The following is a 25,072-nucleotide window of genomic DNA, read 5'->3' on the forward strand; positions in this document are numbered from 1 at the left end:
AAGCCACCTGTGCATGGGTTTAACAGCTCCGTAACGGGGCTTGACATGTTGTATGACTGCGACCACATTGTGCGCAACTTTGTTGGAGTCCTGTTCGGTTCGCACGAGCGAGTGTCACCTGTAGGAGCGATGATGGTTCTGCACACGCCTGGTTCCACTCCGTTACCGCACTTCGGTCGGCGAGCGATGTTGCGGATCATGCTGGCCGGTGCCGGCGTGGCCGCGACCGGTGGTCTCGCGGCCTGTGGCGGCGGTTCCGGGTCGGGCGGTGACTCCAAGGTCGTCACGTTCGGCAACAACCTGTCCGACCAGGTGCCGAAGGACGCGATCACGGCCGCCCTCAAGGGCTTCGAGGGCCAGTCCGGCGGCCTGTCGGTCACGATCAACACCAAGCAGCACGAGCAGTACCAGGAGCAGATCAACAACTACCTGCAGGGCAAGCCGGACGACGTGCTCGCCTGGTTCGCCGGCTACCGCATGCGGTTCTTCGCCGACCAGGGCCTCACCGGCGACCTCAGCGACCTGTGGGGCAAGGTCGGCGGCAACTACTCCGACGCGCTCAAGCAGGCGTCGACGGGCTCGGACGGCAAGCAGTACTTCGTGCCGTTCACGCAGTACCCGTGGGGCATGTTCTACCGCAAGAGCGTCTGGCAGGAGCGCGGCTACGCGATCCCGAAGACCCTCGACGAGCTCGTCGCGCTCGCCACGAAGATGAAGTCCGACGGCCTGATCCCGATCGCCTTCGCGCAGAAGCAGGGCTGGCCGGGCATGGGCACGTTCGACCAGCTCAACTTCCGCATCAACGGTTACCGGTTCCACGTCGACCTGCTGGCCGGCAAGGAGGACTGGCAGGACAAGAAGGTCAAGGACGTCTTCGACACCTGGAAGCGGCTGCTGCCGTTCCACCAGGAGAACGCGCTCGGCCGCGAGTGGCAGGAAGCCGCGCAGACGTTGCAGCAGAAGAAGTCCGGCATGTACCTGCTGGGCTCGTTCCTCGGCCAGCAGTTCCCGGACGCCGAGAAGGACGACCTCGACTTCTTCCCGTTCCCGGAGATCAACCCGGAGCACGGCACCGACACGGTCGAGGCGCCGATCGACGGCTACATGATGGCGAAGAAGCCCGGCAACCCCGAGGGCGCGCTCAAGCTGCTCGAGTACCTGTCGACCGCCGAGCCGCAGCTCACCTACCTGAAGTCCGACTCGTCCGTGGTCGCGACCAACCAGAAGGCGGACACCTCCGGCTACAACTCGCTGCAGAAGAAGGCGGCCGAGGTCATCAAGAACGCCAAGCACATCACGCAGTTCCTCGACCGCGACACCGACCCCGGCTTCGCGAGCGAGGCGGCCACCAACGGCCTCATCGAGTTCATCAAGGACCCGAACAACATCGACTCCGTGCTCAAGGGCATGGCCGACCAGGCGAAGAACATCTTCAAGTGACCGCGGTGCAGGAGAAGCCGAAGGCGGTGGCCCCCTCCGGGCCGCCGCCTCGTCGGCGTGGAAAGCGCGCGACCGCCCTCGCGGGCACGGACACGCTGGTGCTCGCGCTCATGCTCGGCATCCCCACGATCGTGCACCTGCTGTTCGTGTGGATCCCGGCACTGGGCTCGGTCGCGCTGTCGTTCAGCCGGTGGAACGGCATCGGCGGCTTCGAGGACATCGAGTGGATCGGTGTCGCCAACTACGTCGAGATCTTCACCGAGTACCCGCGGTTCTGGCCGGCGGTGCAGCACAACCTGGTCTGGTTGCTGTTCCTGCTGGTCGTCCCGACCTCGGTGGGCCTGCTGCTGGCCGTGCTGCTCGACCGGGAGCTCCGGTTCAGCCGCATCTACCAGAGCGCGCTGTACCTGCCGATGGTGCTGTCGCTCGCGCTGGTCGGCTTCATCTGGCAGCTGATCTACACCCCGGACGGCGGCCTGCTGAACTCGGTGCTGGGTCTCGGCGACGACCCCGTCGACTGGATCGGCGACTCGGACATCAACCTCTACGCGGTGCTCGTCGCGGCCGCGTGGCGCCACACCGGCTACATCATGCTGCTGTACCTGGCGGGCCTGAAGTCGGTCGACCCGGCGCTGAAGGAAGCGGCGGCACTGGACGGGGCCTCGGCGACGCAGACGTTCTTCCGCGTCACGTTCCCGGTGATGAAGCCGGTGAACATCGTCGTCGCCGTGGTGACGGTGATCGAGGCGCTGCGCGCGTTCGACATCGTGTACGTCATCAACAAGGGGCGCAACGGTCTGGAACTGCTGTCGGTGCTGGTGACCGACAACATCATCGGTGAGGCCTCGCGCATCGGCCGGGGCTCCGCGGTCGCGGTGGTCCTGCTGACGATCTCGCTCGGCGTCATCATCCCGTACCTGTACCAGGTGTTCAGCAAGGAGAACCGGACGTGACGGCCACGCTGGAACGGCCGTCGGAGACGGTCGGGGTCAAGAAGAAGCGCTCGGTGACGCCCGCCCGCGTCGCGTTGCACGTGTTCCTCGTCCTGACGTGCCTCATGACGCTGGCCCCGCTGCTCTGGGCGGTCTACGCGTCGCTGCGGACCTACGAGGACACGTCGGTCAACGGCTACTTCTCCATCGCGAAGTCGCTGACGTTCGAGAACTTCGCGAAGGCGTGGGAGATCGGCGACCTGCCGCACTTCTACTGGAACACCTTCCTGATCACCGTGCCCGCGCTGGTCATCACGCTGGTGCTCAGCTCGATGGTGGCGTTCGGCGTCTCGCGGTTCAGCTTCAAGTTCAACATCGCGCTGCTCATGCTGTTCACCGCCGGCAACCTGCTGCCGCAGCAGGTGATCGTGACGCCGCTGTGGAGGCTGTACCGGCTGATCGAGCTGCCGGCGTGGATGTCGGAGAGCGAGTCGCTGATCGACTCACCGCTCGGCGTGATCCTGATCCACATCGCGTTCCAGATGGGCTTCTGCACGTTCGTGCTGTCGAACTACATGAAGACCATCCCGTACGAGCTGACCGAGGCCGCCCGCGTGGACGGGGCGTCGGTGTTCCGGCAGTACTGGCAGCTCACCCTGCCGCTGTGCCGGCCGGTGCTCGCGGCGCTGGCCACGCTCGAGTTCACCTGGATCTACAACGACTTCCTGTGGGCGTTGGTGCTCATCCAGGACGGCGACAAGATGCCGGTGACCTCGGCGCTGCAGAACCTGAAGGGCACGTTCTTCACGGACAACAACCTGATCGCGGCCGGCTCTCTCCTGGTCGCGCTGCCCACCCTGGTCGTGTTCTTCGTGTTGCAGCGGCAGTTCGTGGGCGGACTGACGCTGGGATCGACGAAGGGCTGAGGCCGGACGCGAAGAGGGCGGGGACCACGTGGTCCCCGCCCTCTTCGCACGTCCTGCGGCTACTTCCCGCCGGTCTGCGGGTTGTGGTCCGAGATACCGCCCCACCGGCTCACCGGGATCACGATCACGCGGGCCTTGCCCACCACGTTCTCGACCGGGATCGCGCCGTCGGCGGGCGTCGGGTCGCCGTGCTTGCGCGAGTCCGACGAGTTGTTGCGGTTGTCGCCCATCACCCACAGCTTGCCCGCGGGGACGGTGACCTTCTCGAACGAGTCCTGCTGCGGCACGCCGCCGCCGAAGTTCAGGTACGGCTCGTCGAGCGGCTTGCCGTCGACGAGGACGCGGCCCTGGTCGTCGCAGCACTCGACGGTCTGGCCGCCGACGGCGATGACGCGCTTGATGAAGTCCGTGCCGCTGGGCTCGGAGAGGTTCACCATCGAGCCCAGGTCCTGCAGCGTGCCGACCACGAAGCTCGGGGGCTGCTTGCCGCCCGTCCAGTTCGGCGGGCCGCGGAAGACGACGACGTCGCCCGGCCGGGGGTCGCTGAACAGGTACGTGATCTTCTCGACCAGCACCTTGTCGTTCACGCAGCCCGTGCAGCCGTGCAGCGTCGACTCCATCGAGGCCGACGGGATGACGAACACGCGCGCGACGAACGTCTGGATGACGACGGTCAGCAGCAGCGCCACGCTGAAGATGACCAGCAGCTCTTTCCAGAACGGCTGCTTCTTCTTCGCCTTCTTCTTGGAGAACCTCGGCGTCGCCTCCTCCTCGTGCGAGGAGGAAGACCGCGAAGACCGCGAACCGGACGTCTTGAAGCGCGACGTGGGCTCGGCGGGACCGTCTCCGGCGGGAGGCGTCGTCTCCCAGGTCGACGAAGAATCGTCGTTCACGCGATGACTCACGTTCCCCACCTTACGGTCGTCCGGGTAGGCGCAACGTGAACAGGGCTCCGCCCTCGGGGGCCCTGCCCGCCGTGGCCGTGCCACCGTGCCGTTGCGCCACCTGCTTCACGATGGCGAGCCCGAGACCCGAACCCGGCAGGGTCCTCGCCTCGGACGAACGGTAGAACCGCTCGAAAACGTGAGGTAGATCGGCATCCGCGATGCCGGGACCCGCGTCCGCGACCTCCACGACGGCGCTGCCGTCGCCCAGCTGGCGCAGGCCCAGCCGCACCGTCGAGGCCGGCGGGCTGAACTTCACCGCGTTGTCGAGGAGGTTCAGCACGGCCCGTTCCAGGGCGCTGGAATCACCCAGAAGTGTCCACGGCTGGAGCTGCACGTCGAACCTGACGTTGTTCGAGGCGCGCCGGCGGGCGCGGTCGAGCGACCGTTCCACGACCTCGACGAGGTCGACCGGCTCGTGCACGACCTGCGGGGCGTCCTCGCGGGCCAGTTCGACGAGGTCGCCGATCAGCGTGGTCAGCTCGTCGAGCTGGCCGCGCACGTCCGACTGGATCTCCCGCTTGTCCTCGTCGGACAGCGTGGGGGCGTCCGGGCGTTCCGACGCGAGCAGCAGCTCCAGGTTCGTGCGCATGGACGTCAGCGGCGTGCGCAGCTCGTGGCCCGCGTCGGCGACCAGGCGGCGCTGCCGTTCCTGCGACTCCGCCACGGCGCCGAGCATCGCGTTGAAGCTGTGCGTCAGCCGCGCCAGCTCGTCGTCGCCCGACACCGGGATCGGCGTCAGGTCGCCCGTGTTCGTCACGCGTTCGGTGGCCTCGGTGAGCCGTTGCACGGGCCTCAGGCTGGTGCGCGCCACCGCCGTGCCCGCGATGGCCGCGAGCAGCACGCCGGCACCGCCGATGAGCAGCAGGACCACGCTGAGCTTGGCCAGCGTCGTGCGCTGCGGCGTCATCGACTGGGCGATGATGATCGCCTGGCCGGGCTGGTAGCCGACCGCGATGACCCGCGTCTCGGTCTTGTGGTCGGTCCAGATGAACTCTTCGCGCTCGCCGTCCGCGACGTCCCAGGCCTCCTGGACCGTCGGCGGCGGCACGGACTCCTTGGGGTAGATGAGCTTGCCCGAGTCGGCCAGCAGCACGCCCATCTTCACGTCACCGGCCGCGAGGAACGCCGCCGGGTAGTTGGCGACCTCGTCGGGCGAGGTGACCTTCTTGCTGTTCGCCACCGTGGCGGCGCGTTGGCGCAGACCGTCGTCGAGCGCGTCGTACGTGCTCTTGCGCACGACCATGTACGCACCGAGGGACACCAACGCGACCGCACCGGCGACGCAGAACGCCGCGAGCCACGTGACCCGGGCCCGCAGCGACGCCCGCTGGAGGCGTCCTTGGGGCTCGAGGATCACGGAGGGGTCTCCCGCAGGACGTAGCCCACCCCGCGCACCGTGTGGATCAGCCTCGGCTCGCCGTCCGCCTCCGTCTTGCGGCGCAGGTAGCCCACGTAGACCTCGAGCGCGTTGCCCGAGGTCGGGAAGTCGTATCCCCACACGTCCTCCAGGATGCGGCTGCGGGTGAGCACCTGGCGCGGGTGCGCCAGCAGGAGCTCCAGCAGCGCGAACTCGGTGCGGGTGAGGCTGATCGGCCGGTCACCGCGGCGGACGTCCCTGGTGGACGGGTCCAGCTCCAGGTCGGCGAACTTGAGCGCGGCGGCGGACTTCTGGGCGACGTCGTCGTCGTGGGCGGCGCGGCGCAGCAGGGCGCGCAACCGGGCCAGCAGCTCCTCCAGCGCGAACGGCTTGGGCAGGTAGTCGTCGGCACCGGCGTCCAGCCCGGACACCCGGTCGCTCACGGCGTCGCGCGCGGTCAGCACGAGGATCGGCAGGTCGTCGCCGGTGCTGCGCAGCCTGCGGCACACCTCGAGCCCGTCGAGGCGCGGCATCATCACGTCGAGCACCATCGCGTCCGGCCTGGCGGCGGTCACCGACTCCAGGGCCTGCATGCCGTCCCCGGCAGTCTCGACCTGGTAGCCGTTGAACTGGAGCGAGCGGCGGAGTGACTCCCGGACCGCCCGATCGTCATCGACAACGAGGATGCGCATGGGGGCAGTCTTGCCGAGGGATCTGAGAGCCGCCTGAGAAGGGCCCTAACTGCGGGTGTGAGTACCGCGTTAGTTTCCCGCTAGCCCTCCAGGCCCCGTGCGACCGGCGCGTTCCACTTCCGCCAGAGCGCGATCAGCCTGATGGTGATGATCAACGACGCACCGGTGAGCGCGACCAGGCCTTTGGGCAGCTTCACCCATTCGCCGACCGCGACGACGACCGCCCCGGCGAGGGCCGCGACGGCGTAGATCTCTCTCCTCAGGACCAGCGGGATCTCCCGGAGCAGGAGATCGCGGAGCGCTCCACCGCCGATGCCCGTCGTCATCCCGATCAGGCACGCCGCGTACGGAGGGGCGCCGAGGGCGAGCGCGGTCGACGTGCCGGACGTGACGAACAGGCCGAGGCCCACGGCGTCCAGCAGCAGCACGCTGCGGCGGAGCTTCGCGACCTGCGGGTGGTACCAGAAGACGACCAGGCCCGTGCCGCCCGCGACCAGCAGGTACGGCCAGGTGCGCAGGCTCGTCGGCGGGTGCACGCCGAGCAGGACGTCGCGGACGATGCCGCCGCCCAGCGCCGTCGTGAGGGCCAGGATGGTCACGCCGAACACGTCGAGGCGCGCGCGGACCGCGGCGACCGCCCCGGAGGCGGCGAACACCGCGATACCGATCAGCTCCAGGACGACGAGCAGCACGAACGGAGAGCGTAGTTGGTCAGCGCGGTGGCGCAGCCCGGCGGTAACCGGCCTCCATGCGCCCTCCCGCGGACTCCAGCACGGCCTCGACGACGGCGATGAACCGCTCGGCGCCCTCACCGCGCACCAATGCCCGGTAGGCGTCCACGAGCTCGTCCTCCTTGGCGTCGCGCAGACGCCGCAGCAGCCACTTGCCGTGCCCGAGCCACCGGTTCTGCACGACCAGGGCGAGCTCGCCCGCGCAGGTCAGCAGCCTCGCCGCGACGAACAGCCGTTCGTCCTCGTCCCGTGCGCCGATCAGGTCTTCCAGCAGGTCGGTGGTGCCGTAACGGCGGTCTTCCAGCTCGGTGACCGTCGGAGGAGGCGGGCCGGCGTCCAGCAGAGCGCGCGCTTCGGCTCGCAGGCGTTGCCCGGTGCCGTCGGCGTCGAGCATGAGAAAACCCTTGGCGCACATGTTCAGCAACGGCGGCCGTCGGCCTTCGGCGTCCCTGGCCACGAAGTCCTGGAACGACTCGAGCGTGTGGCAGAACAGCTCCACCGGCCAGCCGCGGTGCTGCAGCGTCTCGCGGAACGCGCCGGGCAGGTCGTCGACGATCACGACCATGTCCAGGTCGGAGTTGGCCGTGTAGGTCCCCGCCGCGACGCTGCCGCCGAGGAACGCCGCCCTCGCGAGCGGGTACCGGACGTCGAGCAGGTCCCGCGCCACCTGCACCGGGTCCTTGTCCCAGTCGAGCGGGTGACCGGTGACGTAGTAGTCCTGGTCGGGGTCGAGCGGGCCGAGCACCTGCTCGACGCGCTGCCGGATGTCCGGGACCACCTCGTTCAGGTCCACCAGCCACGGGTTGTCCTCGGCGTCGAACAGCGGCCGGATCCGGAGGAACTGCTCGCGCGTGATCTCCCGCGCGCTGACCGGTGCCCCGCTGCGGCGCTTCGCGTAGCCCTTGAGGCGCCACCCCATGTTGTCGCCGTAGGCATGCCTGACGTCGTCCTGGTCCCCCGCCACGACCCCATTGTTACTCGACCGAGCCGTTCGGGTGAACAGTGACGCGCGTCAGAAGAAGTCGGCGAGCCTCGGCGTCCCGGCCGATCCGGCGAGCTGGTCGAGCACCACCGCGTCGGCCGGATCGCCCTCCAGCAGCCCCGCGCGCCGCAGCGCGTGGGTGTTCTGAGCACCGGAGAACCACGGTCCGAGTGCCCGCGCGTGCAGCCGCACCGCCCCGCTGCCACCGGGCTCGACGCGCACGGCTCCGTCCTCCGCGACGAGGCGGTGGAGACCGGCGTGCCACGGCGCGTGCTCGTCGACGACCTCCAGGTCCACCGCGGCGTTCGCGAGCCGGGGCCAGCCCCGTGCGGCCACGGCGGCGGGCAGGTCGACGACCCGCTGCATCCACGTCGAGGTCCACACCGAATGGCGCAGGGGCGTGCCTGCGAGGAGGTCCACCGTCGCCGGGTCGGTGATCCGCAGGTCGACCGCTTCGAGCGTGCCCGCCCAGGAGGCCAGCGACGCCAGGAGGGTGAGCTGCGCCTCGACGTCGGCGCCGATGAGGTCGAAGACCTTGAGCCGCCCCATGTCGCCGCCGGCCTCGCGGGTGGCCGTCAGGTAGCCGCGCAGGCCGTTCGGGCCGGGCAGCACGCTCACGAGGTCCATCTCGAGCACCTTGGCGAGGTCGATCCGCGGCGGCCGGCGGTCGGCCAGGCCGTCGACCGTCCGCGCCACCTCGAGGTAGCAGTCGTGCAGCGCGGCGAGGTCGCTCTCCCCCGCCGGGCGCGACGGGACCGGCTCGGACGGCCGCGGCACCGACAGCAGCCTGTCCATCGGCAGCTCGACCCACTCGAAGACGCCGGTGCGCTCCCAGCCGAACTTGCGGTACAGCGTCGGCACGGTCGGGTAGAGCGCCGAGATCGCCTGGCCGTGCTCGCGCATGGTCGTCAGAGCCTCGCGGAGCAGCGCGTTCGCCACACCGCGCCCGCGCAACGCGCCGTCGACGGCGACACCGCCGATCCCGCCCATGGGGACCGCGGCGCCGCCGTAGAACTGCGCGTAGGCGCCGATGCCGAGCACTCCGGCGACCCGGCCGTCGATCTCGGCGACGAGTCCGTGCGACCCGGGCTTCACGACCCGCTCGGGTCGCTCGGTCGAGTTGAACGCGAGCTTGCGGAGGCGGAACACGGCGTCGAGGTCGTCCTCGACCAGCTCACGGATGCGCACGGCCGCCTGTCTACCAGGTGAAGAAGCCCTGGCCCGTCTTCTTCCCGAGCTCGCCGCGGGCGACCTTGTCCCGCAGGAGCCGGGGCGGGTCGAACCGCGGCCCCAGCTCGGCCGCGAGGTGCTCGGCGATGGCCAGCCGCACGTCGAGACCGACCAGGTCGGTCAGCTCCAGCGGCCCCATCGGCCAGCGGTAGCCGAGCTTCATGCCGGTGTCGATGTCCGCCGCGGAGGCGACACCCTCCTCCAGCATGCGGATCGCCTCCACACCGACGGCGACGCCGAGCCTCGACGTGGCGAACCCCGGTGAGTCGCGCACCTCGATGACGGTCTTGCCCATCTCCTCGGCCCAGGCCCGGGCCTTGGCCACGTTCGCCGGGTCGACGCCGTCGTGGTGCACGAGCTCGACGAGCTGCTGCACCGGCACGGGGTTGAAGAAGTGCATGCCGAGCACGCGTTCGCCGGGCAGTCCCGCCGCGATCTCCGAGATGGACAGCGAGGACGTGTTGGAGGCGAGGACCGCGTTCGGGCACTTCGCGGCCGCGATGCCCAGCACCTCCTGCTTGAGCGGCACGTTCTCGGGCACGGCCTCGACGACCAGCTCAGCGTCCGCGGGCAGCTCGCCCGTGCCCAGGTTCGCGAACACCGCGGCGGCGTCGGCGAGCTTGCCCTTCTCCTGCGCCCTGTCGAGCGAGCGCCTGATGGCGGCCCTGCCCTGCTCGGCGCGTTCGGCGTCGGCCTCGGACAGCGTGACCTCGTGGCCGCCCGCGAGCAGGAGGTGCGCGATGCCCGCGCCCATCGTGCCGCCACCGATGACGACGGCCTTCACCGCTCGACCACCTCGGCGCTGAACATGGCGACGAGCTCCATCCCGCCGATCTCGGCGAGGTTGGCGCCGGACGTCGCCCACTCCGGCGACTGGATGGCGGCCTTGAACGACTCCGGCGAGTCGAAGTACATCTCCGCGATGAGGTGGGGCTCGGTCTCACCGAGGAAGCCGGCCAGGAACACCCGCTGCACCTTCGCGACCTCGGCGCGCACCAGGCCGGGGACCGAGCCCACGATCGGCAGGTGCGACTCGAAGTACTTCTCGTCGAAGCCCTCGGGGTCGTCGGGCTTCTTGTACAGCGCGATGTACTTGATCATGTGACACCATCCTCCTCGACTCGCCGAGCACTGTAACGCCCGGAGCACCCGCGGGGGTGGGGCACGATGGTGAGGTGCGGATCATCCTGCTGCGCCACGGCCAAAGCCTCGGCAACGTCGACGAGCTCGCCTACTGCCGCATCCCCGACCACGCGCTGCCGCTGACCGGGACGGGCGAGGAGCAGGCCCGCGCCGCCGGACCGGTGGTCAAGGCCCTGATCGGCGACGGCCCGGTCGCGGCCTACGTCTCCCCGTACACGAGGACGAGGCGGACGTTCGACCTGCTGGGCATCTCCGCGGAGCGCGTCGTCACCGAGCCGAGGGTGCGCGAGCAGGACTGGGGCAACCTCCAGGACCCGGTGCAGCAGGAGGTGCTCAAGCACCAGCGGCACGCGTTCGGCCACTTCTTCTTCCGGCTGCCCAACGGCGAGTCCGGCGCGGACGTGGACGACCGCGTGGCGGCGTTCCTCGACGGCCTGACCGTGCGGATGCACGAGGACGAGAGGCACCCGAAGACCGTGCTGGTCGTGTCGCACGGGCTGACGATCAGGTTGCTGTGCCGCCGGTTCTTCGACTGGAGCATCGACCTGTTCGAGTCGCTGTCCAACCCGGACACCTGCGAGAACCGCGTGCTCGACCACGACGGCACGGGGTGGAGGCTGGACCGCCCCTTCGACCAGTGGCGCGACTCACCGGACGGGACGGTCCAGCTCAGGCCCTAGATCAACCCGCGCTTGTAGGCGGCGACGAGACGACGGGGAACGAGCAGTTCCTTGCCGTCCAGCGTCCGCACGCGCACCAGGTCCGGCGCCGTGGCCTTCCACTGCGAGCGGCGGTGGCGGGTGTTGGACCGGGACGTCTTGCGCTTGGGAACGGCCATCAGCGCTCTCGCTTTCCGTAGCGGCGGTTGAACTTCTCGACCCGGCCGGCGGTGTCGACGAGGCGTTGCGTGCCGGTCCAGAACGGGTGCGAGTCGGCGGTGATGTCGACGACCAGCAGCGGGTAGCTGTTGCCGTCCTCCCACTCGACCGTCCTGCTCGACGTGGCGGTCGAGCGGGTCAGGAACGTCTTGCCCGTGGACGCGTCCTGGAAGACGACCGGGTGGTAGTCGGGGTGGATACCGGGCTTCATCAGATCTCCAGCTTTCGGATCGAGTCCACGAAGGACAGTTCGTCGTCGGTCAGCAGCGCTTCGGCGAACGCCGCGGTGATGGAGTCCGGTTCGCCCAGGGTGATCGCCACGATCCGGGTCGTCCTGCCCTCGCGGGGACCGCCCTCGCCGACGTGCATCCCGCCGCCCGCGGACTCCAGGTGCAGCGCGACGTCCGGTTCGTCGGCGACCCAGAGCCGGCCGCGCGAGCGCACGACCGTGCCGTCGAGCAACGAGTCGAGCGCGTCGTTGAGCCGCACCGGGTGAAACGGCCGGTCGGCCGTGAAAACCGCCGTCGAGACACCGCATTCGGGCGTCAGGGGCACCAGCCGCGGCCGCGTGCCCTTGCGCACGACGACCGTCTCGGGCGTGCAGCGGTGCGCACCGGGGGCGACGCGGTCGAGCACGGCGAGGGTCCGCTCGTCCGCGTCTCCCTGCAGCACCAGCACGTCGGCGGCCTCGGCCTGCGCCACCACGACCTGCGCCACCGTGCGCTCGTCGGTGACCATCGAGGCGTCGCCCAGCGCGTCGTCGAGCCACGTCGCCGCGTCCAGCACGGTGATCACGCACTCCACCTCGACGCCGAGGTTGCGGCGCACCGCGTCCGGTTCCAGCAACGGGTCCAGGTGCAGCACGACCGTGTGGCCCGCGAACGCGCCGAGCAGCTCTCGCAGGTCCTCCCTGACGGTGCAGGAGACGCAGCCGTGCAGCAGTTCGACGTCGGTCGCGATGCCGTCGACCCAGCGCCGCACGCACGTTTCCCCGGCGACGTGCCGCACGAGCACCGACCCGGGCCGGTCCCGCCACACCCGCACGGCGACGTCGTGGTCGACCAGCCCCGCCACCATGACGACAACGGTTTCCATGTGAGGTACCGTAGATGAAAACGAAAGTCGTTTCAATCTGGAGGTACCAGTGCGCTGCCAGCTGACCGGCCGCGAGCCGGGCTTCGGCAACCGCGTCTCGCACTCACAGCGCAAGACCCGGCGCCGGTGGAACCCGAACGTCCAGCGCAAGCGGTACTTCGTGCCGTCGCTGAACCGCTTCGTGACGCTGACGTTGTCCGCGAAGGGCATCAAGACCGTCGACAAGGTGGGCATCGAGGCCGCCGTGGCCCGGCTGCGCGCCCAGGGGGTGAACGTCTGATGGCCAAGAGCACCGACGTCCGGCCGATCATCAAGATGAGGTCCACCGCCGGCACCGGCTACACGTACGTGACCCGCAAGAACCGCCGCAACGACCCGGACCGGCTGGTGCTGCGCAAGTACGACCCCGTCGCGCGCAAGCACGTCGAGTTCAAAGAGGAGCGCTGACGTGGCGAAGAAGTCGAAGATCGCCGCGGACCTGCGCCGCCGCGAGGTCGTGGCCCGGTACGCGGAACGCCGCGCCGAGCTCAAGGAGAAGCTGCGGCACCCCGAGACGCGCGAGGAAGCGTTGCGGGGCCTGCAGAAGCTGCCCCGGGACGCGTCGCCGACGCGGCTGCGCAACCGCGACGCCGTGGACGGACGGCCGCGCGCCTACAACCGCAAGTTCGGCCTGTCCCGCCTCCGCCTGCGGGAGATGGCCCACCGCGGTGAGCTGCCCGGCGTGTCGAAGGCGAGCTGGTGATGCGCGAGAAGAGGCCGCTCAAGCGCAGGGTCAACCTCCTCGCGAAGGAGGGCGTGGCGGTCGTCGACTGGAAGGACGTCACGCTGCTGCGCAAGTTCATCTCGGACCGGGGCAAGATCCGGTCCCGCCGGGTGACCGGCCTGACGCCGCAGCAGCAGCGCCAGGTCGCCACCGCGATCAAGAACGCACGGGAGATGGCTTTGCTGCCGTACCCGTCACAGGGACGATGACGCGGGCCGCCGCGCCGGCCAGGAAGGCCAGCGCGGCGAGCTGCACCAGCAACGCGAGCACCCAGGTCGTGTGTTCGTCGACCGTCAGATCGCCACGAACACCCACCAAGAAGGTCGCGTAGAGGCCCCAGCACTGCACCGCCGCGAACGCCGCCCCGGCGACCGTCGTCCGCAGCGAGACAACCATGACGACCGCCGCGAGCAGGACCAGGGCGAGCAGCGGCCAGGCTCCGGTGAACGCGGTCACGCCGACTCCGCCGCCGAATGCGAGCGCCGAGCCGTGACCACCTCTCATTCTCCGCATCCGATCGGTGTAACCCGCGGATGAGATCAGCGCCACCTCTCCACCGTGAAGTTGGTGCTTTCGAGTGAGGCACGATCGCACGAATGAACCTGTACGAAGTTGTGCACCGGCGCAGGGACACGCGGGCCGAGTTCTCCGGCGAGGAAATCCCGTCCGACGTGCTGCGACGGGTGCTGACCGCCGCGCACGCGGCTCCGAGCGTCGGCCTTTCGCAGCCGTGGGACTTCGTGCTCGTGCGGGACGAGTCGATCCGGCGCGCGTTCCGCGACCACGTCCAGGCGGAACGCAGCGTCTTCGCCGCCCAGCTCGACCAGGAACGTGCCGAGACGTTCTCGCGCATCAAGGTCGAAGGGGTCATGGAGTCGTCCCTCGGCATCGTGGTCACGTACGACCCGGACCGCGGCTCACCTGCCGTTCTGGGCCGTCACGCGATCGCGGACGCGGGTTTGTACTCCGTGTGCCTGGCCATCCAGAACCTGTGGCTGGCCGCGACGGAGGAGGGCCTCGGTGTGGGCTGGGTGAGCTTCTACCGGGAAGATGTGCTGCGCCGCCTGCTGGACATCCCCACGAGGGTCCGTCCGGTTGCGTGGTTGTGCGTCGGTCCGGTTCGATCACTGCCCGACACTCCCGATCTGGAACGTCACGGTTGGCGCAACCGGCTACCCCTCGACGACGTCCTGCACCACGATCGGTACGGGGCGCGACCAACCCGGTAGCCTGTGCGGGCCGCTCGGCGAGTCGGAACGGAGTCGATGATCGAGTGGAGCAGCGCGATCCGCAGGTAGCGGGCCAGATTCCGCGGCTGGACCTCGAAGTCCGCGCGTTGTACAACGCTGGCCGTGTGCCGGAGGCGAACAGCCTCTTCGACGAGGTGGTCACGAAGGTCTCCCCCGGCGCCGACCGCTGGGTGCGCTCCGCGGTGCTGGTCAACCGGGCTGTGATGGCGTGGCGCCTCGGCCGGATACCGCTGGCCCTGGAACTGGCCGCCGAGGGGTGGACCGACCTCGACGCCGAACGGTCCGACAGCCCGGCCGTGGCCCACACGATGGGCTCCCTCGGTTACTTGATGGAGGGCATCGGCAACCGGCGCGCCGCCTTGGACATGCTGCGGCTGTCCGTCCAGGTGGCACGGCGCGCGGGCAACACCGACGTGCTGGCGCAGTGCCTGCAGCGCCTCGGCGGCTCGCTCAACTTCCGCGCCTGCTCAGGACCTCCCGCCGCGGCGCCCGCGATCTTCGAGGAAGCCCTGGCGTACCTGGACGAGGGCTTGGGCATCGTCAAGGACGAGGGCCACCGGCGCGCTCTCCTCGGTGCGTGCGGGCGGTCCCTCGCCGGCGTCGGCCAGCTGGACAAGGCCGAGGAGATGGGCGAGGAGACCCTGCGGCTGTCGTTGGACGCCGAAGACCTGTGGGGCATCTCGGTCGGCAACTGGGTTCTCTCCGTCGTGCGCCGCGAACAGGGCGATCTGGACGAGGCGCGCACACTCGCGTCCCATGCGGTGACGCACGCCGAACGCATCAACGACACGTCGCTGCTGCTGCGGTTCTCCACAGAGCTAGCGGACATCTGCCAAGCACTGGGTGACGCGCAGGGCGAAGCCGAGGCGTTGCGCCTTTCCATGCGGGCCTCCAGCACGGCCAGGGAGACGTTGCAGGAAGGCCTCGGCCAGGCGCTGGAGCAGCGCCGCGTGGCCGTGCAGGCGCAACGGCTCGCGGTGGCGGCGCAGGAGGCGGCGGCGCGCGACCCGTTGACGGGGCTCGCGAACCGGCTCGGGCTGGAACGCGCGGCGGCGGCGTTGCTGGAGTCGACGGCGGCACGCGGCCGGGTGCCGTGGCTCGTGCTGGTCGACGTCGACTGGTTCAAGAGCGTCAACGACGACGCCGGGCACGCGACGGGCGACGCGGCGTTGCGCGAGATCGCGGCGTTGCTGCGGCGCGAGTGCCGGGCGGACGACCTGGTGGCGCGCTGGGCCGGCGACGAGTTCGTGGTGCTGCTCGGCGACACCGGCCCGAACAGGGACGTCGGCCCGAACGTGGCCGAGCGGATCCGCGCGGCCGTCGACGGGCACGACTGGACGATGGTGCTCGGCCCGGTCCGCCGCCCGACGGTCAGCATCGGTGTCGCGGCGGGACCGGCCAAACTGGACCAGCTGTTCGCGGCCGCGGACATGGCGCTCTACCGCGCCAAGCGGCACGGCCGCAACAGGGTCGAGGTCGAGCCCTCGGTGGACGAGGTGCCCGAGATCGTCTCCGGGAACTAGCTAGGCGATCAGGCCGCCGCGGTAGGCCACCAGCGCGGCCTGCACGCGGTTGACCGCGCCGATCTTGCCGAGCACCGACGAGACGTAGCCCTTCACCGTCGCCTCCGACAGGTGCAGCGTGCCGCCGATCTCCGCGTTGGACATGCCCTGGCCGATCAGCACGAGCACCTCGCGCTCGCGTTCGGACAGGCTCTGGAGCAGCCTCCTGGCCGGCTCCGCCATCCGTTCGCCGTCGGCCACCGCCGCGAGAACCCTCGCCGCGACGCCGGGGTCGAGAACCGCACCTCCGCGCGCAAGGTCGCGCACGGCCTTCACGAGCTGTTCCGGTTCGGTGTCCTTCAGCAGGAAGCCCGCCGCGCCGAGGCGCAGTGCTTCCGACACGTACTCGTCGACGTCGAACGTGGTCAGGATGCAGACCCTCGGTGGGTCGGGCAGGGTCCGCAGCCGCCGCAGGGCCACCAGCCCGTCCGAGGTGCGCATCCGGATGTCGAGCAGGACCACGTGTGGACGGTGCTGGCGCGCCAGGTCGGCTACCAGGTGCCCGTCATCGCATTCAGCAACTACCTCGATGTCTCCGACGCTGCTCAGGATCATGCGAAGGCCGGAACGGACGAGGTCCTCGTCGTCGGCCAGCAGAACCTTGATCACGACGCCTCCCGCATTGGCGTTCCGTGCTCCCTCATGTTCGTGATCTTCGCGTACAGCAGCCGAAGGTCACGTTAATTCTCAGTTATCTCATCATGTGGTAACCGATTTTCGAGATCACCGGCCACGTTCACAGTTACCGGAATTAGGTGCCGACTTCGCTGCGTAGGCGCTTCACCTGGGGTTAGGAGGGGTCGTCGGAACACTGAGTGACGAAACATCGAAATCCCACTGAGTGGAATGACGTACCAGAAACACGGATACGCCCCGCTTAATCCGATTCAGAAGTCGTTCGCACCCTCGTTTCTGCCCATATGTCTCTTCGATGGTTCGCCGAATCGATACAGGACCTCCTACTCCGGTCAGGTAAACGCGAAGGTCTTTCGCAATAGCCTTACCGGAAAGTAACGTACGTCACAACAGCCCTGCACGGAGAGGAGCTTCGCGGATGCGGAGAGCCAACCCGGTGACGTCCTTGCTGGCGACCGCCGCCGTCACCGCCTCCCTCATGATCGTCCCGTCCGCGGCCCAGGCCGAACCCCTCGCACCCGCGTACACCGCGGACGACCACTGCCTCGGCCAGTGCGGCGACGTCCTGCCGCCCGGCAACAACGGCAACGCGACGCTGGCCGAGATCCTCGGCCACAAGGCGTTCGGCACCAGGCCCGCGCACTCGGCCGACCAGCTCGCCAAGTACGACGGCCTCGTCGCCGGCTACAGCGGCCTGACCAACGCCCAGCTGTCGGACTTCTTCAACGACGGCTCGTTCGGCGTGCCGTCCGACCAGGTCGAGAGCACCGTCAAGCCGCGGCCGGACGTGACGATCGTGCGTGACAAGAAGATCGGCATGCCGCACATCACCGGCACCACGCGGTCCGGCACGATGTTCGGCGCCGGGTTCGCGGCCGCGCAGGACCGCCTGTGGCTGATGGACCTCTTCCGCCACCTCGGCCGCGGTCAGCTGACCGGCTTCGCCGGGGGCGCGCCGGGCAACCGCGTGCTGGAGCAGAGCTTCTACAACCAGATCCCGTACACCGAGGCCGATCTGCAGAAGCAGATCGACACCGCCGCGGCGAAGGGCGGGGAGCGCGGGCGGCAGGCACTGGCCGACGTCGACGACTACATCGCCGGGATCAACGCCTACATCACGCAGTCGGTCGCGGCGCGGAACTTCCCCGGCGAGTACGTGCTGACCGGGCACGCCGACGCCATCACGAACTGGAACGACATCCAGCCGTTCAAGTCGACCGACATGGTGGCGATCGCCTCGGTGGTCGGCGGCCTGTTCGGCGCGGGCGGTGGCGGCGAGGTGCAGTCGGCGCTCGTGAAGCTGGCCGCGCAGAACAGGTACGGCGCCACCACCGGTGAGCAGGTGTGGAAGGCGTTCCGGGCGCAGAACGACCCCGAGGCCGTGCTGACCCTCCACGACGGACAGTCGTTCCCCTACTCGGCCTCCCCCGCGAGCCCCGCGGGCGTGGCGCTGCCCGACTCCGGCAGCATCACCCCCGAGCGCATGGTCTACGACGAGGTGGGCGGAACGGGCACCGCGGTCGCCGTCCCCGCGTCGCCGGAACTGGAGAAGGCCCGCGGGATCTTCTCCGACGGCGTGCTGCCCGCCGACCTGCTGAACAAGAAGCACGGCATGTCGAACGCGCTGTCCGTCTCCGGCGCGCACACCGACACCGGCAACCCGATCGCCGTGTGGGGCCCCCAGACCGGGTACTTCGCACCGCAGCTGTTGCTGCTGCAGGAGCTCAACGGCCCCGGCATCCGCTCGCGCGGCGTCTCGTTCGCCGGCGTCTCGATGTACGTGCAGCTCGGCCGCGGCGTCGACTACTCGTGGAGCGCGACCTCGTCGGGCCACGACATCGTCGACACCTACGCCGTCGAGCTGTGCAACCCGGACGGTTCCCCGGCCACCAAGGCCTCCTCGTCGTACCTGTACCGCGGCGCCTGCCTGCCGATGGAACGGCTGGAGCGCAAGAACGCCTGGAAGCCGACCGTCGCCGACGGCACGCCGGCCGGTTCTTACTCGCTGGTGATGTACCGGACCAAGTACGGGCTGGTGACGAGCCGTGCCACCGTCGGCGGCAAGGTCGTGGCGTACACGACGCTGCGCTCGACGTACATGCACGAGGTCGACTCGATCATCGGCTTCCAGGAGCTCAACGACCCGGACGCCATCCGTTCGGCCACCGACTTCCAGCGCGCCGCCGACAAGATCGGCTACGCGTTCAACTGGTTCTACGTGGACTCCCGCGACACCGCGTACTTCAACTCGGGCCTGAACCCGGTGCGCCGTTCCACTGTGGACCCGAACCTGCCGACCTGGGCCCGTCCCGAACACGAGTGGGTGAACTGGAACGGCGACGAGAACACCGCCGCGTACATGCCGTTCGCCGCGCACCCGAACTCGATCAACCAGGACTACTACGTCTCCTGGAACAACAAGCAGGCCCGCGACTTCACCTTCGGCGGCTTCGGCCACAGCGCCGTGCACCGCGGCGACCTGCTCGACAAGCGGGTGCGGGCGCTGATCGCGTCGGGCCGGAAGGTGACGCGAGCGTCCCTGACCCGCGTCATGGCCGAGGCGGCCGTGGCCGACCTGCGCGCCGAACAGGTGCTGCCCGAGCTGCTGCGCGTCGTCGAGTCGGCGCCGGTCGACCCGGCCCTCGCCCCGGCCGTGCAGAAGCTGAAGGACTGGCAGCGCTCCGGCTCGTTGCGCAAGGAGACCTCGAAGGGCAGCAAGGCGTACGGGCACGCCGAAGCCATCCGGATCCTCGATGCCTGGTGGCCCCTCCTCGTCGAGGCGCAGTTCAAGCCATCGCTGGGCGACGGGTTGTTCAACGCGGTCGTCGGTGCCGTCCAGATCGACGAGGCCCCGTCCGACACGCACGGTGCCGCGCCGCACAAGGGTTCGTCGTTCCAGTACGGCTGGTGGGGCTACGTGGACAAGGACCTGCGCAAGGTCCTCGGCGACCCGGTCCAGGGCGCGTTCCCGCAGACCTACTGCGGTGGAGGCACTCTGACCGGCTGCCGCACGGCCCTCGTGACCTCGCTGCAGGCCGCCGTCGCCAAGCCCGCCACCGGGGTCTACCCGGGCGACGCGGACTGCGCCGCGGGCGACCAGTGGTGCGCCGACACGATCATCCACCGCGCCATGGGCGGCATCACCCACGAGAAGATCCATTGGCAGAACCGCCCGACCTACCAGCAGGTCGTGCAGTTCCCGTCACGCCGTGGCGAGAACATCACCAACCTGGCAGCGGGCCGCACCGCCACCGCGTCGTCCCACGAAACGGGCTGGAACACCCTCCCACCGTCCAACGCGGTGGACGGCAACCCCACCTCCCGCTGGGCGAGCGACTGGAGCGACGACCAATGGATCCAGGTGGATCTCGGCGCAGTGCAACGGATCGGTCGCGCGGTGTTGCGATGGGAGCCGGCGTTCGGCAGGGGCTACCGCATCGAGATTTCCAATGACGGAACGACCTGGAGGAACGTTTTCTCCACAAGTGCTGGCGATGGCGGCGAGGATGTCGTAGCGTTCTCACCACAGGATGCGAGACACCTCCGCATGACGGGTACCCAGCGGGCCACCCGGTACGGGTACTCCCTGTACGAGCTTGAGGTCTACAGCTTGTAGGCCTTCGAGATGAGGACGCCGATCCACCCCCAGGGGTCGGCGTCCTCTACTTATGTCCGGCCTTGTGCGACATGGGCGTCGATCAGCCCGACGTGCTCCAGGTCCCGCGGCCGTCCCAGCATCACCTTCGTGGCCCTGATGACCTCGAGCCGCACGAACCTCAAGCCGTGCAGGACGTCCGCCTCGTCGATCAGCACGTCGGTGTCCCACCCGGGGAACCAGCGGTCCAGGAACTGGAGATCTCCCAACGTGATCTCCGCTCCCTCGGCGAGCGGTGTCGACTTCGGCTCACCGAGCCGCGACACGCGGTCCCAGGCCTTCCCCCGCGCCAGCACGTCGAGGTCCCGCGGATCGCCGATCACACCGTGGGCGTACAACACGGCACTACCGGTGACCGCGAAGTCCTCGGCCGGCAGCCCGAGGGCGAGCAACGCGCGGAAGTACTCGTGCTCCCAGAACCTGTTCATCACAACCTTCAGAGCGGCGACAGCCCGATCCCGAGCCTCACGGTGATGGCCACGATCGTCGCCAGCACGACGCTGGTCAACGTACCGACCAGGTAGTACTCGGTGAAGTCTCGGCTGCGGTCCGTGCTGATCCGGAACAACGCCTTGATCGTAATGGCCAGCGCCGCCGCCTCCGCCTGCCCGCCCGCGACCAGGATGAACACCAACGCCCGTTCCATCCAGCCGATGTGCGCACTTGTCGGGGCCAGTGATGCCACGTCGACCCCTTGCTGCTTGAGCTGGCGCACCAGCGGCCGCAACACCACGCGGATGAGGTCATCACCGACGAAGACGGCCGTGATCATGCCGGACAGCACGACAGACCACCGGTGGTCCTGCAGCGCACCGACCAGGAGTCCGGAAGCCCGTGATCCCTTGCTGCCGAGAATCGCCACGAGCACCGTGGTCACCAGGGCGAGCAGCACCGTGATCGGCCACCACCGCAGGCGGAACCACTCCCAGACCTCGCCGGGGTTCTTGCGCGCACGAACGACGACAGGGTCGTCCCCGGCCCGACGCCCGAGAACGCCGAGGACCGCCGTGACGAGCCCCGCGCACAGCCAGGAGGCGACGGCCGCGACCCCGTCGACCGCCGGGAACACGACATAGGCCGCGTACACCAGGCTGACCGCGACGCAGACCCACAGACGCTGCCCCTGCCTGGCGAAGCCGACAGGGACGGTGACGGCGACGAGCAGCCCGAGACTCAGCCGGGCGATCTCCACGTTGTCCTGCACATCCGCAAGACGCGCCCCGGATCCCGGCCGTGCACTCCGGGCGCGGGTTTCGCCCGGCCGGCCTAAACCCGGAAGAGGTAGTTGCGGATCTCGCCCCCGATGGCGTTCGTCGGCACCCACTCACCGCCGTGCCACGTGCTCATCCGGTACCCGCGCTCGGTGAGGAAGTCGGCGACGTCCTTGGCCTGGTACCCGAACCGTTCGACGTGCCGTTCCTCGATCTCCAGCAGGAACGCGGGCCTGAAGCGCTCGATGGTCCCCTTCGCGCCCTCGAGCACCTTGAGCTCGGCCCCCTCCACGTCCGCCTTGACGAAGTCGAGCCGCGAGATCCCCTGCTCCTGCACGAAGTGGTCGAGCGTGTCCGTCTTGACGAGCACGTCCAGGTGCTGCTCGAACTCCTCGTTGGACCCCAGCCCGTTCGCCCCCGCCGTGAGGAACGACCGCCCGGTGACGGGACTCCCGTGCCGCACCGGAACGCTCATGACCTCACGCCCCTGCTCCTCGGCGCCAAGAGCCACCGAGTGCCGCTTGATGTTCCGCCCCTCCCGGGGCCGCAGGACGTACGACAGGGCGGGGTGCGCGAACACCAGCGGTTCCACGCTGTGCACAGTCCCGTGTGGACCGACCAGCCGCGAGAGCGTCACCGTGTAGAGCCCCAACGCGGCCCCGACGTCGACGCACACGTCACCGGGCTTGACGACCTTGCGGAGCCCGATGAGCTCCGCCTCGGCATAGGGCGTGAGCCGGGCCAGGGCCCGCAACCCGGCGACAACCGCGGCACTGCGAAGTTGGGTCAGCACCTCACCGAGCCTAGACGTGTCCGTTCCGGTGCTGTTCGCCCGCGGGCAACCCGACCTGATCAGCGAACTCGGCCGCCACCCGAGCACCCCCGTAGACGCTCAGCGCCTTGGCCAGGTGCAGCCGCAGGTCCTTGCGGTGCACGTCCTCGAGCTCGGGCATGGCCCGCTCGACGCTGCTCACCAACGACTCGGCCCAGTGCGTGGCCGGCTCCCGCTGCGCGATCTTCACGAGCTCGGCGAGGTGGTCGGCCAGCTTGACCGCCTCCTGCACCTGGTACCCGTTGCGCTGCAACCACCAGATCGTCGCCGTGCCGACGTCCGTCAGGACCTCGTCGCGCAGGTACCGGATCTCAGCGCGTTCCACGTCCCGCTCGGCCAGCTTGAACGTCGAGTTCCTCAACAGCTCGATGTGCTTGCGAGCCATCTCGAGGTCCTCGTCCCCCACCGTGACCTTCACCTGCTCGGCCCGGGCCCACACGTGCGTACCGGGCACCTGCCGTTCGGTGGCGAGCTCGTCCCCCAACTGCACCTGCAGCGCGGCGTGGTGCACCAGCATCGCCTTGCCGCTGATCTCCTTCGCCCGCTGCAGGACGTGGTGGATGGCCGCGCTCTTCGGCGAGTTGTGCCGCAACCCGGTGGCCAGGTCGAGTCGCCAGACCACGGTCAACCGGAGCTGGAAGTCCAACCCGTACACGGCACTGGCCAACGGGGTCTCGAACTCCTGCTGATGACTGCTGGCCGGCGGCACGAAGGTGATGTCGTCAACGCGCCGGGGCACCCGCCGGCGCCACCAAGCCTTAAGGGCACCGAGCGGGCCAGGACGGAAGTCGGGCCAAGGTCTGCTCACGCAACCCTCCCTACCTGACGTTTCTACTCGAAAGAAGGTGGCCTGCCTCACTTCCCTCCAACGGCCGCAGCTCCCTCCTCTGGGTGTTCACGGTGCGTGAGGAACCGGCCCGTCGTGCCGTAGCCGGGGGGCGCTGGTCAACTCGGTGGCGGTACCCCGCTAGACTGCTGTCGCCAGCCCTAGTAGCTCAGGGGATAGAGCATCGGTTTCCTAAACCGTGTGTCGCAGGTTCGAATCCTGCCTGGGGCACCACCTTTCGCCGGGTGAAACTAAGGGCTCTGACCAGTGAAAACAGGTCGGAGCCCTTGGTCTTTAGTCAGGACTGAAGTCGATCTCGTCGCCCGTTCGTGGGGCTAGACGTGGTGCGATCCCGGCGTACGGTCGCACCATGAGCACCCCGAAGCGCCCCGCCAAGGGCCGCCAGCGAGGGGAGATCGAGCCCCTTCCGAGCGGTTCGCTGCGCGTCAAGGTCTACGCCGGCATCGACCCGATCAGCGGTCGTCGGCACTACATCACCGAGACCATCCCAGCCGGTCCGAACGCTGCGAAAGAAGCCGAGAAGGCGCGTACTCGGATCATCAACGAGATCGACGAGCAGCGGAACTCGAAGACCAAGGCCACGGTCAACCGGCTCATGGATCGCTACCTCGAACTGCTGGACGTCGACAAGAAGACGCGGAAGAGCTACGAGGGCTACATCCGCAACCACATCCGCCCGATCCTCGGGAAGCTTCAGGTAGGCAAGCTCAACGGCGAAACGCTGGACTCGTTCTACAGCGTGCTGCGCCGCTGCCGCGCCCACTGCGACGGCAGGCCGTACATCGAGAAGCACAAGACGACTGAGCCTCACGACTGCACAGAGCAGCAGTGCACGCAGCACGTGTGCCGCCCGCTCGCGAAGTCGTCCATCCGGCAAGTGCACTGGTGCCTGAGTGGCGCACTGAAGCGGGCCGTCAAATGGCGGTGGACCGCGACGAATCCGCTCGCGCAGGCCGAGACGCCAAGGCCGGTCGCGGCGGACCCTCACCCACCTACACCGGAGCAGGCAGCCGCCATCGTCAACGAGGCCTTCAAAGACCTCTCCTGGGGAATGTTCGTGTGGTTGGCAATGACCACGGGCGCCCGACGCGGTGAGATGTGCGCCTTGCGCCTCGATCTGCTCGACCTGGAGAACGCCGTACTGCCGGTCAAGACCAGCATCAGCCAGGACGGCGCGGCCACAGAGGAAAAAGACACCAAGACTCACCAGCAACGCCGAATCGCACTCGACCCGGAAACCGTCGGCCTTCTGCGCGCGTACCTCCAGTACCGCAGGTCGAAGGCAGCCGAGTTGGGCGTGAAGGTCGCGAAGGACGGCCGCCTCTTCTCCCCCAGGTTCGATCACGCCGAGTGGATCAAACCGGACACCGTGACCCAGCGATACCGCCGGATGTGCGCCCGACTCGGCTGGGACATGCACATTCACTCGCTCCGCCACTACTCCGCAACGGAACTGATCGCATCCGGCGTAGACGTGCGCACGGTCGCCGGACGACTCGGCCACGGCGGTGGAGGCGCGACCACCTTGCGCGTCTATTCAGCATGGGTCTCGGAGGCGGACCAGCGTGCGGCGGGGACCATCGGCGGACGAATGCCAACCCCACCGATCAAGGTCGATCTGGCCGGCGCCCCGGTCTCCACGCTCGAACCGGCAGTGGACAACCCGTACCAGAAGATCGCAGCCGACTTGCGCGGGGCGATCACCTGCGGCGCACTCAAGCCTGGTGATCTCCTTCCCACGGTCATCGAACTGAAAGCGCGATACGGGGTGTCAGCGGGTACCGCCAACCGCGCCATCTCAGAACTGAAGGCGGCCGGACTGGTGAACGCGAGTCGCGGCAAACGGGCTGTTGTGCTCGCGCCAGGAGAGGAACCCGATACCGCCCATGTCGTGAGCATTAAGCGCAAGCGAAAGACCGAGGAGCCAGAGGCAGTCGAACGTTGACTGGCGCAGTGATGCTCG

General features: G+C 68.9%; 30 protein-coding genes and 1 tRNA gene. 14 read left to right on the forward strand and 17 right to left on the reverse strand.

The features are described 5' to 3' along the window. Window positions 1–186: 186 nt before the first annotated feature. The 3 genes from L6E10_RS17015 to L6E10_RS17025 are packed head-to-tail and all read left to right on the forward strand — an operon-like array spanning window position 187 to window position 3,298. A complete protein-coding gene (locus tag L6E10_RS17015) occupies window positions 187–1,440 on the forward strand; it encodes an ABC transporter substrate-binding protein (RefSeq protein WP_236220482.1) in 1,254 nt (417 codons plus the stop codon). Beyond that, window positions 1,437–2,393 (forward strand): carbohydrate ABC transporter permease, encoded by a 957-nt coding sequence (locus L6E10_RS17020; RefSeq protein ID WP_236220483.1) that lies wholly within the window; start codon window positions 1,437–1,439, stop codon window positions 2,391–2,393. The genes L6E10_RS17015 and L6E10_RS17020 overlap by 4 nt, the downstream gene beginning before the upstream one ends. Further along, window positions 2,390–3,298: a carbohydrate ABC transporter permease gene (locus L6E10_RS17025; RefSeq protein WP_236220484.1), complete on the forward strand. Its 909-nt coding sequence runs from the start codon at window positions 2,390–2,392 to the stop codon at window positions 3,296–3,298. The genes L6E10_RS17020 and L6E10_RS17025 overlap by 4 nt, the downstream gene beginning before the upstream one ends. A 59-nt stretch (window positions 3,299–3,357) precedes the next feature. Here the strand turns inward: L6E10_RS17025 and lepB are convergent, their stop codons facing one another. The 8 genes from lepB to L6E10_RS17065 form a co-directional block, all read right to left on the reverse strand. Beyond that, entirely contained in the window at window positions 3,358–4,203 is an 846-nt protein-coding gene (lepB, locus tag L6E10_RS17030) for a signal peptidase I (protein WP_236220485.1), read from the reverse strand. A gap of 10 nt (window positions 4,204–4,213) precedes the next feature. Next, on the reverse strand, window positions 4,214–5,602 hold the full coding sequence (locus L6E10_RS17035; protein ID WP_374236812.1) for a sensor histidine kinase: 1,389 nt from the start codon (window positions 5,600–5,602) through the stop codon (window positions 4,214–4,216). Further along, window positions 5,599–6,294: a response regulator transcription factor gene (locus L6E10_RS17040; RefSeq protein WP_090097311.1), complete on the reverse strand. Its 696-nt coding sequence runs from the start codon at window positions 6,292–6,294 to the stop codon at window positions 5,599–5,601. Before L6E10_RS17040 ends, L6E10_RS17035 begins: the two co-directional genes overlap by 4 nt. 80 nt (window positions 6,295–6,374) lie before the next feature. Beyond that, window positions 6,375–6,986, reverse strand: coding sequence for a trimeric intracellular cation channel family protein (locus tag L6E10_RS17045; protein WP_236220486.1), 612 nt, complete (start codon window positions 6,984–6,986; stop codon window positions 6,375–6,377). Window positions 6,987–7,005: 19 nt separating this feature from the next. After that, complete coding sequence (locus L6E10_RS17050) at window positions 7,006–7,989, reverse strand: nucleotidyltransferase domain-containing protein (protein ID WP_236220487.1); 984 nt, start codon at window positions 7,987–7,989, stop codon at window positions 7,006–7,008. Window positions 7,990–8,037: 48 nt separating this feature from the next. Then, a complete protein-coding gene (gene eis, locus L6E10_RS17055) occupies window positions 8,038–9,195 on the reverse strand; it encodes an enhanced intracellular survival protein Eis (protein WP_236220488.1) in 1,158 nt (385 codons plus the stop codon). Window positions 9,196–9,205: 10 nt separating this feature from the next. Beyond that, on the reverse strand, window positions 9,206–10,021 hold the full coding sequence (locus L6E10_RS17060) for a 3-hydroxyacyl-CoA dehydrogenase family protein (protein WP_236220489.1): 816 nt from the start codon (window positions 10,019–10,021) through the stop codon (window positions 9,206–9,208). After that, window positions 10,018–10,338 (reverse strand): EthD family reductase, encoded by a 321-nt coding sequence (locus tag L6E10_RS17065; RefSeq protein ID WP_236220490.1) that lies wholly within the window; start codon window positions 10,336–10,338, stop codon window positions 10,018–10,020. The genes L6E10_RS17060 and L6E10_RS17065 overlap by 4 nt, the downstream gene beginning before the upstream one ends. Before the next feature lie 74 nt (window positions 10,339–10,412). Here L6E10_RS17065 and L6E10_RS17070 point away from each other — a divergent pair, with 74 nt between their 5' ends. Further along, window positions 10,413–11,060 (forward strand): histidine phosphatase family protein, encoded by a 648-nt coding sequence (locus L6E10_RS17070; RefSeq protein WP_236220491.1) that lies wholly within the window; start codon window positions 10,413–10,415, stop codon window positions 11,058–11,060. On the opposite strand, the gene rpmF is transcribed toward L6E10_RS17070, so the two are convergent. Genes rpmF through L6E10_RS17085 form a run of 3 tightly spaced genes read right to left on the reverse strand, consistent with a single transcriptional unit; the run spans window position 11,057 to window position 12,353 of the window. Continuing rightward, window positions 11,057–11,218: a 50S ribosomal protein L32 gene (gene rpmF, locus L6E10_RS17075; protein WP_030481357.1), complete on the reverse strand. Its 162-nt coding sequence runs from the start codon at window positions 11,216–11,218 to the stop codon at window positions 11,057–11,059. The genes L6E10_RS17070 and rpmF overlap by 4 nt on opposite strands. Beyond that, on the reverse strand, window positions 11,218–11,469 hold the full coding sequence (locus L6E10_RS17080) for a type B 50S ribosomal protein L31 (RefSeq protein WP_089949824.1): 252 nt from the start codon (window positions 11,467–11,469) through the stop codon (window positions 11,218–11,220). Before L6E10_RS17080 ends, rpmF begins: the two co-directional genes overlap by 1 nt. Beyond that, window positions 11,469–12,353 carry a GTP-binding protein gene (locus L6E10_RS17085; RefSeq protein ID WP_236220492.1) on the reverse strand — a complete coding sequence of 295 codons (885 nt, stop codon included), beginning with the start codon at window positions 12,351–12,353 and terminating at the stop codon, window positions 11,469–11,471. The genes L6E10_RS17080 and L6E10_RS17085 overlap by 1 nt, the downstream gene beginning before the upstream one ends. Before the next feature lie 49 nt (window positions 12,354–12,402). Between L6E10_RS17085 and rpmB the strand changes: the two genes are divergently transcribed. Genes rpmB through rpsR form a run of 4 tightly spaced genes read left to right on the forward strand, consistent with a single transcriptional unit; the run spans window position 12,403 to window position 13,325 of the window. After that, window positions 12,403–12,633 (forward strand): 50S ribosomal protein L28, encoded by a 231-nt coding sequence (gene rpmB / locus L6E10_RS17090; RefSeq protein ID WP_236220493.1) that lies wholly within the window; start codon window positions 12,403–12,405, stop codon window positions 12,631–12,633. After that, window positions 12,633–12,800 carry a 50S ribosomal protein L33 gene (gene rpmG / locus L6E10_RS17095; RefSeq protein ID WP_090097319.1) on the forward strand — a complete coding sequence of 56 codons (168 nt, stop codon included), beginning with the start codon at window positions 12,633–12,635 and terminating at the stop codon, window positions 12,798–12,800. The genes rpmB and rpmG overlap by 1 nt, the downstream gene beginning before the upstream one ends. A 1-nt stretch (window position 12,801) precedes the next feature. Continuing rightward, window positions 12,802–13,095 carry a 30S ribosomal protein S14 gene (gene rpsN, locus L6E10_RS17100; protein ID WP_236220494.1) on the forward strand — a complete coding sequence of 98 codons (294 nt, stop codon included), beginning with the start codon at window positions 12,802–12,804 and terminating at the stop codon, window positions 13,093–13,095. Then, a complete protein-coding gene (gene rpsR, locus L6E10_RS17105) occupies window positions 13,095–13,325 on the forward strand; it encodes a 30S ribosomal protein S18 (RefSeq protein WP_236220495.1) in 231 nt (76 codons plus the stop codon). The genes rpsN and rpsR overlap by 1 nt, the downstream gene beginning before the upstream one ends. Here rpsR and L6E10_RS17110 read toward each other — a convergent pair. After that, on the reverse strand, window positions 13,273–13,572 hold the full coding sequence (locus tag L6E10_RS17110; RefSeq protein WP_236220496.1) for a hypothetical protein: 300 nt from the start codon (window positions 13,570–13,572) through the stop codon (window positions 13,273–13,275). The genes rpsR and L6E10_RS17110 overlap by 53 nt on opposite strands. A gap of 140 nt (window positions 13,573–13,712) precedes the next feature. Between L6E10_RS17110 and bluB the strand changes: the two genes are divergently transcribed. Together bluB and L6E10_RS17120 are read left to right on the forward strand one after the other, a co-directional pair. Then, on the forward strand, window positions 13,713–14,345 hold the full coding sequence (gene bluB, locus L6E10_RS17115; RefSeq protein ID WP_236220497.1) for a 5,6-dimethylbenzimidazole synthase: 633 nt from the start codon (window positions 13,713–13,715) through the stop codon (window positions 14,343–14,345). Window positions 14,346–14,389: 44 nt separating this feature from the next. Then, window positions 14,390–15,889 carry a diguanylate cyclase gene (locus L6E10_RS17120; protein WP_236220498.1) on the forward strand — a complete coding sequence of 500 codons (1,500 nt, stop codon included), beginning with the start codon at window positions 14,390–14,392 and terminating at the stop codon, window positions 15,887–15,889. Here the strand turns inward: L6E10_RS17120 and L6E10_RS17125 are convergent, their stop codons facing one another. Then, a complete protein-coding gene (locus tag L6E10_RS17125; RefSeq protein WP_236221104.1) occupies window positions 15,890–16,483 on the reverse strand; it encodes a response regulator transcription factor in 594 nt (197 codons plus the stop codon). On the opposite strand from L6E10_RS17125, the gene L6E10_RS17130 reads away from it, so the two are divergent. Then, window positions 16,391–16,612: a hypothetical protein gene (locus L6E10_RS17130; protein WP_236221142.1), complete on the forward strand. Its 222-nt coding sequence runs from the start codon at window positions 16,391–16,393 to the stop codon at window positions 16,610–16,612. The genes L6E10_RS17125 and L6E10_RS17130 overlap by 93 nt on opposite strands. Before the next feature lie 370 nt (window positions 16,613–16,982). Continuing rightward, window positions 16,983–20,180, forward strand: a complete 3,198-nt coding sequence (locus tag L6E10_RS17135; RefSeq protein ID WP_374236821.1) for a penicillin acylase family protein — start codon at window positions 16,983–16,985, stop codon at window positions 20,178–20,180. A 50-nt stretch (window positions 20,181–20,230) separates the two neighbouring features. Here L6E10_RS17135 and L6E10_RS17140 read toward each other — a convergent pair whose 3' ends face one another. The 4 genes from L6E10_RS17140 to L6E10_RS17155 form a co-directional block, all read right to left on the reverse strand. Then, window positions 20,231–20,647 (reverse strand): hypothetical protein, encoded by a 417-nt coding sequence (locus L6E10_RS17140; RefSeq protein ID WP_236220499.1) that lies wholly within the window; start codon window positions 20,645–20,647, stop codon window positions 20,231–20,233. Between the two features lie 8 nt (window positions 20,648–20,655). Then, window positions 20,656–21,423 carry a hypothetical protein gene (locus L6E10_RS17145; RefSeq protein ID WP_236220500.1) on the reverse strand — a complete coding sequence of 256 codons (768 nt, stop codon included), beginning with the start codon at window positions 21,421–21,423 and terminating at the stop codon, window positions 20,656–20,658. Window positions 21,424–21,485: 62 nt separating this feature from the next. Next, window positions 21,486–22,223 (reverse strand): FkbM family methyltransferase, encoded by a 738-nt coding sequence (locus tag L6E10_RS17150; protein WP_236220501.1) that lies wholly within the window; start codon window positions 22,221–22,223, stop codon window positions 21,486–21,488. Window positions 22,224–22,233: 10 nt separating this feature from the next. Beyond that, complete coding sequence (locus L6E10_RS17155; protein WP_236220502.1) at window positions 22,234–23,001, reverse strand: hypothetical protein; 768 nt, start codon at window positions 22,999–23,001, stop codon at window positions 22,234–22,236. A 245-nt stretch (window positions 23,002–23,246) separates the two neighbouring features. On the opposite strand from L6E10_RS17155, the gene L6E10_RS17160 reads away from it, so the two are divergent. Both L6E10_RS17160 and L6E10_RS17165 read left to right on the forward strand, forming a co-directional pair. Then, window positions 23,247–23,322: transfer RNA gene (locus L6E10_RS17160), tRNA-Arg, on the forward strand. A gap of 136 nt (window positions 23,323–23,458) precedes the next feature. After that, window positions 23,459–25,054 carry a tyrosine-type recombinase/integrase gene (locus L6E10_RS17165; protein WP_236220503.1) on the forward strand — a complete coding sequence of 532 codons (1,596 nt, stop codon included), beginning with the start codon at window positions 23,459–23,461 and terminating at the stop codon, window positions 25,052–25,054. Window positions 25,055–25,072 lie beyond the last annotated feature (18 nt).

This window comes from Lentzea sp. CC55 (assembly GCF_021056325.1).
Classification (GTDB): Bacteria; Actinomycetota; Actinomycetes; order Mycobacteriales; family Pseudonocardiaceae; genus Lentzea; species Lentzea jiangxiensis.

Excerpts from the sequence above, each read along its gene's own strand:
- bluB (WP_236220497.1), top strand. The coding sequence starts at position 13,713 with ATGAACCTGTACGAAGTTGTGCACCGGCGCAGGGACACGCGGGCCGAG.
- L6E10_RS17080 (WP_089949824.1), bottom strand. The coding sequence starts at position 11,469 with ATGAAGCCCGGTATCCACCCCGACTACCACCCGGTCGTCTTCCAGGAC.
- L6E10_RS17125 (WP_236221104.1), bottom strand. The coding sequence starts at position 16,483 with ATGATCCTGAGCAGCGTCGGAGACATCGAGGTAGTTGCTGAATGCGAT.
- L6E10_RS17085 (WP_236220492.1), bottom strand. The coding sequence starts at position 12,353 with ATGGAAACCGTTGTCGTCATGGTGGCGGGGCTGGTCGACCACGACGTC.
- rpmG (WP_090097319.1), top strand. The coding sequence starts at position 12,633 with ATGGCCAAGAGCACCGACGTCCGGCCGATCATCAAGATGAGGTCCACC.
- rpsR (WP_236220495.1), top strand. The coding sequence starts at position 13,095 with ATGCGCGAGAAGAGGCCGCTCAAGCGCAGGGTCAACCTCCTCGCGAAG.
- L6E10_RS17135 (WP_374236821.1), top strand. The coding sequence starts at position 16,983 with ATGCGGAGAGCCAACCCGGTGACGTCCTTGCTGGCGACCGCCGCCGTC.
- rpmF (WP_030481357.1), bottom strand. The coding sequence starts at position 11,218 with ATGGCCGTTCCCAAGCGCAAGACGTCCCGGTCCAACACCCGCCACCGC.
- L6E10_RS17065 (WP_236220490.1), bottom strand. The coding sequence starts at position 10,338 with ATGATCAAGTACATCGCGCTGTACAAGAAGCCCGACGACCCCGAGGGC.
- L6E10_RS17140 (WP_236220499.1), bottom strand. The coding sequence starts at position 20,647 with ATGAACAGGTTCTGGGAGCACGAGTACTTCCGCGCGTTGCTCGCCCTC.
- L6E10_RS17015 (WP_236220482.1), top strand. The coding sequence starts at position 187 with ATGTTGCGGATCATGCTGGCCGGTGCCGGCGTGGCCGCGACCGGTGGT.
- L6E10_RS17040 (WP_090097311.1), bottom strand. The coding sequence starts at position 6,294 with ATGCGCATCCTCGTTGTCGATGACGATCGGGCGGTCCGGGAGTCACTC.
- L6E10_RS17165 (WP_236220503.1), top strand. The coding sequence starts at position 23,459 with ATGAGCACCCCGAAGCGCCCCGCCAAGGGCCGCCAGCGAGGGGAGATC.